This is a genomic window from Streptococcus sp. 11273D007BT, from assembly GCF_053547195.1.
Map to the genome: position 1 here is coordinate 1,409,062 of NZ_JBPWPE010000001.1, position 12,989 is coordinate 1,422,050.

Consider the following 12,989-nt stretch of genomic DNA (forward strand, 5'->3'; position numbering starts at 1 on the left):
AAGATCATGATTTAAAAATCTACACGTCTCATTATAACATACTAAAAGGAATTTTTCCTTTTAATATCCTGAAACTTTATGATAAAATGGTGCTATGACAATAAAAACATTTTTAGGAATAGCAGCTGGAAAATCAGCACATTTTATTTTAAATAAACTTGGAAGAGGATCAACTTTACCTGGTAAAATTGCTCTTCAGTTTGACAATCATATTTTAAATCATATTGCCAAGGACTATGAGATCGTGGTGGTAACAGGAACAAATGGTAAAACCTTAACAACCGCTCTTACAGTTGGAATTCTAAAAGAGGCATTTGGTGAGGTAGTGACAAATCCTAGTGGAGCTAATATGATCACAGGAATCACGTCAACCTTTTTGACAGCAAAAAAAGCTAAGTCTGGTAAAAAAATCGCTGTCCTTGAAATTGACGAGGCAAGTCTCCCAAAAATCACACAATACATCACGCCAAGTCTTTTCGTCTTTACCAACATTTTCCGTGATCAGATGGATCGTTATGGAGAAATCTATACCACATACGATATGATTTTAAAAGGTGCTCAAAATGCCCCTGAAGCTACGATTTTAGCTAATGGAGATAGCCCACTTTTTAACTCCAAAGAAGTCATTAATCCAGTCCAGTACTATGGTTTTGATACCGAAAAAGGGCAACCTCAACTTGCTCACTATAACACAGAAGGAATCCTATGTCCACGCTGCCAACATATCCTCACCTATCGTCTTAATACCTATGCCAATCTAGGTGATTATATTTGTGAGCATTGTGGTTTTGAGCGTCCTCAACTGGACTACGCTTTAACACGTTTAACCAAGATTACCAATACCAGTTCTGAGTTTGTGATTGATGGACAAGACTATAAAATCAATGTTGGTGGACTTTACAACATCTATAATGCTCTTGCAGCTGTTTCCGTCGCAGAATTCTTCGGTGTCTCACCTGATCAAATTAAAGCTGGATTTGACAAGAGTCGTGCTGTCTTTGGTCGCCAAGAAACCTTTAAAATTGGGGATAAAGATTGTACCTTGGTGTTGATTAAAAATCCAGTTGGAGCTAGTCAAGCCCTAGATATGATTAAATTAGCACCTCATCCATTTAGTTTGTCGGTCTTGCTGAATGCCAACTATGCTGATGGTATTGATACGAGCTGGATTTGGGATGCTAACTTTGAAGCGATTTTAGATATGGATATTCCTCATATTTTTGCTGGTGGGGTACGCCATTCAGAAATTGCACGTCGCTTACGAGTAACAGGCTATCCAGAACAGGCCATCACTCAAGCAGAAAAGCTAGAAGATATTATGAATTTTATTGAGCAACAAGATACTCAACATGCTTATATCCTAGCAACCTACACAGCCATGCTTGAATTTAGAGAGTTATTAGCTAACAAGCATGCTGTTGGAAAGGAGATGAACTAATGGTTTATACTTCTCTACAATCCCCTCACTCAAAAGACTATCAATTTGACCTCTCAATTGCTCACCTTTATGGAAACTTAATGAACACTTATGGAGATAATGGTAACATCCTCATGCTCAAATATGTTGCAGAAAAACTAGGAGCACGAGTTACGGTAGATATTGTCTCTCTTGAGGATCCCTTCAAGGCTGATGACTATGATCTTGTCTTTTTTGGTGGTGGACAAGATTATGAACAAGCCATCGTTGCTAAAGATTTACCCTCTAAAAAAGAAGCCATTGCAGAATTCATTGATAAAGACAAAGTTATTCTTGCTATTTGTGGTGGTTTTCAATTATTGGGGCAATATTACATTCAGGCTAATGGTGAAAAAATTGATGGTATCGGTGTCATGGGACACTATACACTTAATCAAAACAACAATCGCTACATTGGGGATATCAAAATCTATAATGAAGAATTTGATGAAACCTACTACGGCTTTGAAAACCATCAAGGACGCACCTTCTTATCTGATGATGAGAAACCACTTGGAAAAGTTGTTTATGGCAACGGTAATAATAAAGAAGATGGTTCTGAAGGTGTTCACTATAAAAATGTCTTTGGAAGCTATTTCCACGGTCCTATCCTATCTCGCAATGCTAACCTTGCTTATCGCTTAGTGACAACTGCCCTAAAAAATAAATATGGTCATGATTTGACTCTACCAACTTATCAGGATATTCTCAGTTTAGAAGTTGCTGAAGAGTACCTTGATGTTAAAAGCAAGGCTGAATTTGAAAAATAAAAGATAAAAAATACCATTTGGATATCACGCCAGATGGTATTTTTAAGGCTCTAGAAAGGGTAACCTTTCTCAGTAGTCTCATAAATCAGCTTTACTTTTATTAAACAAATTATTTCTGTGATAAGCATTTCATTATCCAAACCAGATTTACCGTGACCTTACCAAACAATACTAAAAGATCATCATCATACCAAGAACAAGCGTGATGCTTAATATAACAAAAAATTCTGGAATCAATGATTCCAGAATTTTTTTTGGAGATTATAATTCAACTTTGGCAACAACTGTCTTAGCTGTTTGTTTTCCTAAGTTTTGAAGAGTAACTGATTTAATTTCAGCTGTATTGGTGAAGGCAACAACTGTTGTTGTTTCACGCTCTGCTGATTTAATAGCTTCTAAATCAGCAACTAGAAGAAGATCTCCAGCCTGAACACGTTGTCCATCTGTCACCTTAGCTGAGAACGGAGCTCCATTTAGCGCTACCGTATCAAGTCCAACGTGTACCAAAACTTCCAAGCCTTCATCAGTTAAAAGACCGACAGCATGTTTTGTTGGAAAGACACTCGTAATAAGACCTGAAACTGGAGCATAGATATTTCCATTTTCTGGTTCAACTGCGTAGCCATCTCCCATCATTTTTTGTGAGAAAACAGGATCTTTAACGTCTGTAATAGCAATCACATCGCCATCAGCAACCGACGCCACATCTACTGTAATTCCTTTGAAATGTGTATCTACCGCTTCTTCTTTAACGGCTTTCACTTCTGTCTTAGGAATCACTGCACCTGAATCCAGTAAATCCTGAATATCTGATTTCAAGATATCTGCTTTTGGTCCGTAAACAGCTTGAACACCATTATCCTTGATGATTAAGCCCATTGCACCAGCCTGTTTCCAAGCAGCCTCATCACCTACTTCTGCCACATTATTAACAGAAACACGGAGACGAGTCATGCAGGCATCAACGTCAGAAATATTTTCACGTCCACCAAGAAGGTTAATAATTTGAACAACCTGTGAATTAGCATCTGCTGTTCCTGCTTCACCTTCTGACTTATCATCAGCCATATCAGCATCATAGTTACCATTACGACCTGCAGTTGCAAGATTGAATTTCTTAATCATGAAGTCTGCAATAAAGTACATGATAACCGCAAATAGTGCTGTTACCCAGATAAAGTTGATCACATCCATACCAATACCAGCTTTAAGTGCCATTGGTGTACGTGTCAAGAACTCGATGTTACCAAATGAGTGTACACGAAGGTCCACAACATCAGCCATAGCAAAGGCTGCACCTTGTACAAGAGCATAAACAACATAAAGTGGAACAGCCGCAAACATGAACATAAACTCGATTGGCTCAGTAACACCTGTCAAGAATACTGCAAGTGCTGTTGAGATAAACATCCCTTTGTATTTATGCTTTTTATCTTCATCAACATTACGATACATAGCGTAAGTCAGTCCCATAAGGATACCACTTGACCCAATCATTTGACCAACTTTAAAGCGTGCTGGGGTAACAGTAGCAAGAAGCTCTTTATATTGGCTCATATCTCCAGCGTCTTTAAGGTTAATAAGGTCTGTAATCCATGCCAACCAAAGTGGATCTTGTCCAAATACTTCTGTTCCTTTTTGAGCTCCTGTAAGGATTTCATACGTACCACCTAGTGACGTATAGTTCATTGGGATGGTAAGCATATGGTGGAGACCAAATGGAAGAAGGAGACGCTCTAATGTACCATAGACAAATGGCGCCAAAATTGGTGCTGTATCTTGTGAGTTAGCAATCCATTTACCAAAACTGTTGATACCTGTTTGAACAACTGGCCAAAAGACAGCCAAGATAAGTGCTACAATAACTGAGCGATAGATGACAACAAATGGTACAAAACGTTTTCCGTTAAAGAATGATAAGACATCTGGTAATTTACGGAAATTGTAGTATTTATTATAAGTAGTCGCCCCAAGGAATCCAGAAATGATACCTACAAATACTCCCATGTTAAGAGCTGGTTGACCAAGAATATTAACAAAGTAACCTGACACAGGGATAGAAGTCCCAAAAATAGTTTTGACATGGGCATCTGCATCAGCTAACATATCTACTGTAACACCAAAGAAATTCCCTGTGATAAGGTTAATTAAGATAAAGGCTAAACCTGCTGCAAAAGCACCACCTGCACGCTCTTTTGCCCAACTACCACCAATAGCTAGCGCAAATAGCAAATGCAAGTTACCAATAATTCCCCAACCGATTTGAGCAATAATATTCCCCACACGAGCAAGCAGTTCTGAATCTGCATTGATAAGAGGAAGCGAGTTCCCGATACTAACCATCAAACCTGCTGCAGGCATAACTGCGATAACAACCATTAAGGCTTTACCGAATTTTTGCCAAAATTCAAAGCTTAATAACTTTTTCATTCATCTTCTCCTTTTAAGGATTTATTTTATTATATTATTATATCATTAGAATAAACAATATTAAAATTCTAATTGAATCTCCACTCCAAAATGGTCTGAAATAATGGCTTTATTCTTTCCATTAAAGATAACACGACTTGATAAAACAGTTTTATTCTGATTCAAAAAGATATAATCTAGGCGTTTTTCTTCTGCATGATCACTCCAGCCGTCAATCGCTTTTTCAACTGTAATACCCGAATCTTTTTCTTCTGCCAAATCATAGGTATCAATCAATCCTAGATTGGTGATAGCTTCATAAGCAGAATGATTAGATATACTGTCTGTATTGAAATCTCCCATAAAGACTTTTAAATTGTCTGTTTGAGTGCGATTGATGATGGTTTGAATATTTTCCAACTGATCTTCACCTTCTCCATCGGGAAGATTAATGTGACAAGAATAACATTCTATAAGTTGTCCCTTATAAACAACTGTTAGGCCTAATATCTTTCTTGAAAGAATAGAATCTAAACTCTGATGCTGACTGCAATAAAAAGGATCAACCTCATAAACTGGCAACTTCGTTAAAAATGCAATCCCTTCATCATATTTATCATAGCCGATATGAGAATTACTCCAATAATAAGAGTACTTCTCACCGACTAAATGACGTAATTTTTCTAATAAGATGAGACCATAATTATCGTCTCTCAACTCATGAGTCACTAGTTTCGCACTCATGAGTTGATTGACTTCTTGGAGGGCAATGACGTCATAATCATTTTCAGCAATTGCCTGTGCCAGTGTATTTAATTTTTCTTCTTGATTATCCTCTAGCCAAGCATGAACATTGACTGTTAATAATTTCATGACGACCCCTTTCTGTTCAATTGAAATTATTTACTGTGCCAGATATCTTCGTTATACTGCTCGATTGTACGGTCAGATGAGAAGAATCCTGCTTTAGCAATATTGTGAACAACTTTCTTGTTCCATGAATCTTGATCTTCGTAGTCTGCAAAGACTTGCTCTTTAACTTCGATGTACTCTGCCAAGTCAATCAAGGTCATGAACCAGTCTTTAGAAATCAATTCATGGTGCAAGCGACCAAGACGTTCTTCGTTACCAAGTGCTTTCACTTCGTCGCTGACGATAAAGTCAACCGCACGTTTGATGTTGGCATCACCATTGTAGTAGTCTGCAGAAACATAGCCAGCCTTGTCGTACAAGTCGATAATAGTATCTGAATCCTTACCAAATGTGTAGATATTATCCATACCTGCTAATTCTGCAATCTCAACGTTAGCACCGTCCATAGTACCAAGTGTCAAAGCACCGTTCAACATAAATTTCATGTTACCAGTACCTGATGCTTCTTTAGAAGCTAGTGAGATTTGCTCAGAGATATCTGTCGCAGGGATAAGTTTTTCTGCAACCGTTACGTTGTAGTTTTCTACCAAATGAACGTTGAGATACTTGCTCACTTCTGGATCGTTATTGATCAATTCAGACAAGCAGAGAATCAAGTGAATGATGTCTTGGGCAATCACATAAGCTGGAGCCGCCTTACCACCGAAGATAACAGTGATTTTACGTTTTGGAAGGTTGCCGTTTTTGATTTCAAGATACTTGTGAATCACATACAAGGCATTCATTTGTTGGCGTTTGTACTCGTGGAAACGTTTGATTTGTGTATCAATGATAGAGTTTTCGTCCAACTCAATTCCCTTGTTGTCTTTGAGGTAACGTTTAAGAGCCAATTTGTTGTTGTGTTTGATTTCAGCCAATTTAGCATGAACTTCCTTGTCATCTGCAAAAGCAAGTAATTTCTCAAGTTTAGTTGCATCTGTCAAGTACTCATCGCCAATCAATTCCTTGATATAGTCTGCAAGGTCTTGGTTAGCAAATTCCAACCAACGACGGAAGGTGATACCATTTGTTTTGTTGTTGAATTTTTCTGGGTAAAGTTCGTAGAACCCTTTCAACTCAGAGTTTTTCAAGATTTCTGTGTGGAGAGCTGCTACCCCGTTAACTGAGTTAGAATAGTGGATATCCATGTGAGCCATATGAACACGACCAGACTCATCGATAATATGAAGGGCAACATCTGGAACTTCTTGTGCGACAAGGGCATCCAACTCTTTAATAATACCAACTAGGTGTGGGACTACTTCTTCCAAGAATTCAAGTGGCCATTTCTCAAGTGCTTCTGCCAAGATGGTGTGGTTAGTGTAGCCTGTCATGTTTTTAACAATCGCTACTGCTTCTGCAAAATCAATACCATGTTTTTCAGTCAAGAGACGGATCAACTCAGGAATAACCATTGATGGGTGCGTATCGTTGATTTGAACATAAGCATAGTCTGCCAAGTCATGTAAGTTTGACCCACGTTCGATCGCTTCATCAATCAAGAGTTGTGCTGCGTTTGATACCATGAAATACTGTTGGTAGATACGAAGCAATTCACCATTTTTATCTGAATCATCTGGGTACAAGAAGAGAGTCAAGTTTTCTTTGATGTCTGTCTTGTCAAATGAGATGCCATCTGTAATTAAGTCATAGTTGACAGACTCGATGTCAAACAAGTTAAGGTAGTTCTTAGTTTCTTTTTTATAGCCAAGAATATCAAGTCGATCTAACTTAGATTTCAACGTGAAGTTTTTAAATGGTACGTCATAGCTGATATCTGTAGGAATCAACCAAGAATCATTTTCAATCCAGAAGTTTGGTTCTGCATCTTGTTGGTTGTCTTTAAAGACTTGACGGAAAAGACCACAGTGGTAGTTAAGACCAACACCTTCACCGTTAATACCAAGTGTTGACATAGAGTCCACAAAACATGATGCCAAACGTCCAAGACCACCATTACCAAGAGATGGTTCTGGTTCAACATCTTCAACTTGTGCTAAAGATTTTCCAGCAGCTGCTAATTCCGCTTGAATATCTTTGTAAACACCCAAGTTAATCAAGTTGTTTGACAAGAGTTTACCAATAAGAAACTCAGCTGAGATATAGTAAACTTTACGTTTCCCAGTGTTTTTTGGTTTTGTCGCTGCTTCAGCTTTGACATAGTTCAATAATTGAAGATAGATTTCTTCATTTGTGAGTTCTGCAAGTTTTTTGTTCGTGTTTGTTTCTGCAAAAGTTGTAAAATTAGCCATGTTAATTATTCCCTCGTTGATATAGTTCTGTAATTGTTTTTAAGTAAGCTTTTTTCTCTGCGGTTAAATCTTCTTTTTTCATGCGCCACTTCCAGTTTTGTCCAACTGTATTTGGCACATTCATACGACTTTCGGCAGGAAGGTCTAAAATATCTTGCATGCAAGCAATCGCGGTATCTGCCACTGAAGCATAAAGTGTACGAAGCATTGCCTGTGTGATAGGTTCATCACCATCACGATGCATGTAAGCATCAGCGTAAGTTTGCTGCTCTGGTGTTAAATTATCATACCAACCATTAACTACCTCATTGTCATGCGTTCCTGTGTAAGCAACAGCATCTGATGTATAGTTGTGTGGAAGGTCTAGACTTTCACCAGTGACATCAAAGAAACCAAATTCTAAGATTTTCATACCTGGAAAGGCTGTGTCTTCAAGAAGTTTTTCTGCTTTCTCATCAATATAACCTAGGTTTTCTGCAATAATTGGAAGTTCACCAAGTTCTTTTTTAATAGCTTCAAAAAGATCATAACCTGGACCTGGTTGCCAACTACCATTTTTAGCAGTATCTTCTTTGGCATCTACTTGCCAAAAATCAGAAAATCCTTTGAAGTGGTCAATACGCAAAACATCATAAATCTTAAAGCTCTCTGTAATACGGTAAATCCACCAAGCATATCCTGTTTCTTTATGTTTTTTCCAGTCATAGATTGGGTTTCCCCAGTATTGCCCGACATCAGAAAATTCATCTGCTGGAACACCTGCAACATATTTAGGATGACCTTTTTCATCAACCTTAAATAATTCAGGTTTGGTCCACATCTCAACACTATCTGCTGAAACATAAATTGGCATATCTCCAATAATTTGGATAGCATTTTTATTAGCATAGTCTTTTAACTCTGCCCATTGCTTAAAGAAGAAATATTGTGTGACTTTATGATAATCAATTACTTCAGCTAATTTCTCACGGTAATCGGCTAAAGCTTTTTCCTCACGTCTTGCAATAGCTTTTTCTGGCCACTCTTGAAGCGACTGATTGTTGAAAGACTCTTTAATCGCCATAAACTCAGCATAATCTCCCAACCATGAAGCATTTTCTTTTTCAAATGTTGTCAGAATAGCTTTTTGATCAGCATCTGCTAGAAAAGCTTTAACAGCTTTTTCCAAGATAGGACGGCGGGTCTCAAACAATAAAGCATAATCAATACTTTCTTCATCATCTGTAAACTTAATCGTTTCATAATCTGCTTTGGTTAGGAACCCTTCTTTTTCAAGAAGATCAAAATCAATCAGATTTGTATTTCCAGCAACAGCTGAGAATGACTGATAAGGTGAGTCACCGTAGCTTGTTGTGGTTAGGGGCAATAACTGCCAATAAGTTTGATTTGTTTCTTTAAGGAAATCTACAAATTCGTAAGCTTCTTTACCAAAAGTCCCTATTCCAAAGTGACCAGGTAATGAAGTAATGTGCATCAAGACACCACTTGAACGCTTTGCCATATGATTCCTTCCTTTCATCTCATTTACAAGTATTATTTTAACGCAAGCGATTGCATTTGTCAAGGACTTTTACGTAAAACTTTTTATTTTTACGGTTTTCTTTTATTTTTTAGAAAAGTTAGATGATTTTTTTGTTTCATTTCTCAAAAATATGGTAAACTAATAAGGAAACTTTAGAGAAAGCACCTATATTATGAGTAAATACAAAGAAGTCTATCAAAATATCAAAAATAAAATTGATTCAGGCGAGTTAAAAGCTAATCAAGAATTACCGAGTGAAAATGAGTTGATGACACAGTATGGCTTTTCAAAAGATACCATACGAAAAGCTCTCTCTCTTTTAGAACTCGATGGCTATATCCAAAAAATGAGAGGGCGTAACTCCATTGTCCTCGAGCATGGTCGAACTAAAAATAATTATCTAGCTGAGATCAAAACATCAGGTGAACTCAACCGTGATGCCAATCACACAATTGAGACACAACTTACTAGCCTTTATATTGTACAAGGTGAGCAAGTATTGATGGATACCTTTAAAGTAGATGACAGCGTTGACTTTTATCGTGTTTCCAGAAGTCGAAAAATTGACGGGGAGCGCCTAGAATATGAACTCTCCTACTTCGACCGTCGTGTTGTCCCTTATCTTAATAAAGAGATTGCAGAGACTTCCATCTACCAATATTTAGAAGAAGAATTACATCTTAAAATCACCCATTCAAGACGTGAAATCTCATTTCGATATGCAACAAATGAAGAAAAAGAACATATGGATTTGGGAGATTATGATATGGTGGCTGTGGTCACTAGTCTAACCTATCTTTCAAATGGTCAAATTTTCCAATATGGAACCATCACTTACCGACCAGACAAGTTTACTTTTGTCACTATGGCTAAACGTTAAAAAATCGCTAGGAATCCTAGCGATTTTCTTTATAACCGATGAGTAAAACAGCTTCAACTGTCACTTCAGTAATGCTATCTAGATTTAAAAGGTTGGAATCAACATGGAAGAAAAGCGGCGTCATCTCCACAAAAGCCCTAAGATCTTCGGGGCTGATAGGATAGGTTTGTGATACCAACTGTTCTTGGAATCTTGGATAAAACTTAGCAAAATGATTAACCACGCGATGCTGGTCATAATCTGCTTTCTGAAGTTGATTTTGAGCCAAACGTCGAAGCTCTTTTAGATGATTGGGACCTGGAACGAGTTTGATGACAACACCATCATCTTTCAAGACACGATTAAATTCTTTGTAGTGGGCGGGCGAAAAAATATCTAAGATCCCATCCATTACCTTATCTTGAATAGGGAGCTGTGTCAAATCCCCTACAAACCACTTAACTGCATAGGTTTTATCTGCCTTACTAGCCAAAAGAATCGACTCTTTTGAAAGATCAAAAGCAAAAAGATTCAACTCCAAATCAGCCGATAAGCATCTAGAATAATAACCTTCTCCACAAGCTACGTCTAAAAGCTGAGTAAGGCTTTCTCTATGAATCACTTCCTTAATGGCTTCATAGATATGACGATAATAGCCATTCTCTAAAATCTTCTGACGATTTTTAAAACTAGCCTTATCATAATTATCAGAAGATTTCGCTTGAGGAGCTAGGTTAACATAGCCAAACTTGGCTAAATCAAACACATGACCCTCTTCACACTTTAAGAAGGTCTCACCATAACTCAAGGCCTCATGACAAATAGGACAGGCAAAAACATGCTGACTATCTGAAAAGCGGCTACGCTTATTGATTACCATTTTAACCTTCTATCCTTTCTGCAAGCTCTTCCCACTCTGATAGGAGATTTTCTTGCTCTTCTATAAATTGATCTAGTTGTGCTTGCATGGACATTAACTCATCTGCTTGATTGGTTAATGCCATTTCTTGCTCAAGTTTTGTCATCTCAACTTCAATCACTTCAATGCGTGCTTCAATTTCTGATAAACGTCGCTGTAATTTTCTGTATTCTTTTTGATTAGCCTTTTGTACTTGATAATCATTAGAAGCATCGGGAGCTGCTGCCAAACTGACTTGATTTGTTTCTGCAGCATCTAATTCTCTCAATGCTTCTAGCTCCGCTTTTTTCTCAATATAATAATCATAATCGCCTAGATAAAGCGTACTTCCTGTCTCAGATAACTCTAAAACTTTTGTTGCCACTCGGTTAATGAAGTAACGATCGTGACTAACAAATAACAAGGTCCCATCAAAATTAATCAAGGCATCCTCAAGTACCTCTTTACTATCAATATCCAAATGGTTTGTCGGCTCATCCAATACAAGAAAATTGTTATTTTCCATAGAGAGTTTAGCCAAAAGTAAACGAGCTCGTTCACCACCTGAGAGCATAGAAACTGATTTTTTGACGTCATCTCCTGAGAATAAAAAGGCACCCAATAGACGACGTATCTCTACCTCAGGAACGGTCGAGAAACTATTCCAAAGTTCATCTAAGACAGTGTTTGAGGGAGTTAGATTGGCTTGTGTTTGATCATAATACCCCATCTCGACATTAGCACCATAGCGAAGCTCTCCTGAAATAAGAGGGAGTTGTTTAACAATAGATTTGATAAAAGTTGATTTTCCAATTCCATTTGGCCCCACAATAGCTACTGCTTCATGCTTGTTCAACTCAAGCTCAATAGGAGAAGACAAAATCTTTCCATCATAGCCTATGGAAACGTCACGTGCCGTTAAAACAACGTTACCTGAGGACTTTTCAGCAAAAAAGGTCATATGAGCAGACTTTTGTGATTGTCCTGGTTTATCTAAACGTTCTATTTTTTCCAACTGCTTACGTCGTGCTTGAGCACGCTTTGTGGTTGAGGCACGCGCAATATTTCGACGAACAAAATCTTCTAATTGAGCAATTTCCTTAGCCTGCTTTTCAAATAATTTTTCCTGCGTTGCTAATTTTTGAGCTTTTTGTTCCATGAAACTAGAGTAATTGCCAACATAGCGATCAAGTGAGTTAGGGTTTAAATCTAGAGTCACTGTTGCCACTTTATCTAAAAAGTATCGATCGTGACTCACAATAATCAAAGCTCCCTGATAGTTGGCTAAATAATTTTCTAGCCAAGCAATCGTTTTGATATCTAAATGGTTTGTCGGCTCATCAAGTACTAGCAATTCAGGTTTTTCTAAAAGCATCCGTGCCAAAGCCAAACGGGTATTTTGTCCGCCTGATAACTCTGCAATTGGAGTTTGCCACATGCTTTCTGGAAACTGAAAGCCATTTAAAATCGCCTTAATATCTGCCTCATAAGTAAAGCCGCCTAACAGACGAAACTCTTCCGAGAGTCTATCATAATCTGCCATCAGCTTATCTAATGTAGCCCCTGATGAGCTCCCCATATCCAACTCCATGGCACGCAACTTTTTCTCCATCGCCCGCAAATCCGAAAAGACTAGGAGCATCTCATCAAAAATAGTATTGTTTGATTCAAAGCGACTATCTTGTGCCAAATAAGACAAGGATAAATCACGCTTCAAAGTCACGTCACCTGAGGTAGGAGACTCTTCACCAACAAGTATTTTAAGAAGAGTTGATTTTCCCGCACCATTTCGCCCAACCAATGCAATGCGATCTCGTTCATCTACTTGAATGTTAATATTATCGAAAAGAACGTCACCTGAAAAGGAGCGTTCTAACTTATTTCCATTTAAAATAATCATGATTCTATTAT

Annotated in this window: 9 protein-coding genes; 3 read left to right on the forward strand and 6 right to left on the reverse strand. The window is 37.8% G+C overall.

Going from position 1 to position 12,989, the window contains the following annotated elements:
- The first annotated feature begins 94 nt into the window (after positions 1–94).
- Together murT and gatD are read left to right on the forward strand one after the other, a co-directional pair.
- Positions 95–1,438 carry a lipid II isoglutaminyl synthase subunit MurT gene (murT, locus tag ACEE75_RS07230; protein WP_447574131.1) on the forward strand — a complete coding sequence of 448 codons (1,344 nt, stop codon included), beginning with the start codon at positions 95–97 and terminating at the stop codon, positions 1,436–1,438.
- Positions 1,438–2,226: a lipid II isoglutaminyl synthase subunit GatD gene (gene gatD, locus ACEE75_RS07235; RefSeq protein WP_427895830.1), complete on the forward strand. Its 789-nt coding sequence runs from the start codon at positions 1,438–1,440 to the stop codon at positions 2,224–2,226. The genes murT and gatD overlap by 1 nt, the downstream gene beginning before the upstream one ends.
- Before the next feature lie 261 nt (positions 2,227–2,487).
- On the opposite strand, the gene ACEE75_RS07240 is transcribed toward gatD, so the two are convergent.
- From ACEE75_RS07240 to malQ, 4 genes are read right to left on the reverse strand one after another with little or no spacing between them, the layout of a single operon-like run.
- Positions 2,488–4,656: a PTS transporter subunit IIBC gene (locus ACEE75_RS07240; RefSeq protein ID WP_447574130.1), complete on the reverse strand. Its 2,169-nt coding sequence runs from the start codon at positions 4,654–4,656 to the stop codon at positions 2,488–2,490.
- Between the two features lie 60 nt (positions 4,657–4,716).
- The gene (locus ACEE75_RS07245; RefSeq protein ID WP_447574129.1) at positions 4,717–5,508 is read right to left on the reverse strand and encodes an endonuclease/exonuclease/phosphatase family protein; all 792 of its coding nucleotides are present in this window, start codon (positions 5,506–5,508) and stop codon (positions 4,717–4,719) included.
- A gap of 26 nt (positions 5,509–5,534) precedes the next feature.
- On the reverse strand, positions 5,535–7,799 hold the full coding sequence (gene glgP, locus ACEE75_RS07250) for a glycogen/starch/alpha-glucan family phosphorylase (RefSeq protein ID WP_447574128.1): 2,265 nt from the start codon (positions 7,797–7,799) through the stop codon (positions 5,535–5,537).
- A 1-nt stretch (position 7,800) separates the two neighbouring features.
- The gene (malQ, locus tag ACEE75_RS07255; RefSeq protein WP_427895838.1) at positions 7,801–9,300 is read right to left on the reverse strand and encodes a 4-alpha-glucanotransferase; all 1,500 of its coding nucleotides are present in this window, start codon (positions 9,298–9,300) and stop codon (positions 7,801–7,803) included.
- A gap of 190 nt (positions 9,301–9,490) precedes the next feature.
- Between malQ and ACEE75_RS07260 the strand changes: the two genes are divergently transcribed.
- Complete coding sequence (locus ACEE75_RS07260; RefSeq protein ID WP_447574181.1) at positions 9,491–10,201, forward strand: UTRA domain-containing protein; 711 nt, start codon at positions 9,491–9,493, stop codon at positions 10,199–10,201.
- A 16-nt stretch (positions 10,202–10,217) separates the two neighbouring features.
- Here ACEE75_RS07260 and ACEE75_RS07265 read toward each other — a convergent pair whose 3' ends face one another.
- Together ACEE75_RS07265 and ACEE75_RS07270 are read right to left on the reverse strand one after the other, a co-directional pair.
- A complete protein-coding gene (locus ACEE75_RS07265; protein ID WP_447574180.1) occupies positions 10,218–11,054 on the reverse strand; it encodes a putative RNA methyltransferase in 837 nt (278 codons plus the stop codon).
- A 7-nt stretch (positions 11,055–11,061) separates the two neighbouring features.
- On the reverse strand, positions 11,062–12,978 hold the full coding sequence (locus ACEE75_RS07270) for an ABC-F family ATP-binding cassette domain-containing protein (RefSeq protein ID WP_447574127.1): 1,917 nt from the start codon (positions 12,976–12,978) through the stop codon (positions 11,062–11,064).
- Positions 12,979–12,989 lie beyond the last annotated feature (11 nt).

Coding starts and splice junctions, on each gene's coding strand:
- ACEE75_RS07240 (WP_447574130.1), bottom strand. CDS start 4,656: ATGAAAAAGTTATTAAGCTTTGAATTTTGGCAAAAATTCGGTAAAGCC.
- malQ (WP_427895838.1), bottom strand. CDS start 9,300: ATGGCAAAGCGTTCAAGTGGTGTCTTGATGCACATTACTTCATTACCT.
- gatD (WP_427895830.1), top strand. CDS start 1,438: ATGGTTTATACTTCTCTACAATCCCCTCACTCAAAAGACTATCAATTT.
- glgP (WP_447574128.1), bottom strand. CDS start 7,799: ATGGCTAATTTTACAACTTTTGCAGAAACAAACACGAACAAAAAACTT.
- murT (WP_447574131.1), top strand. CDS start 95: ATGACAATAAAAACATTTTTAGGAATAGCAGCTGGAAAATCAGCACAT.
- ACEE75_RS07270 (WP_447574127.1), bottom strand. CDS start 12,978: ATGATTATTTTAAATGGAAATAAGTTAGAACGCTCCTTTTCAGGTGAC.
- ACEE75_RS07245 (WP_447574129.1), bottom strand. CDS start 5,508: ATGAAATTATTAACAGTCAATGTTCATGCTTGGCTAGAGGATAATCAA.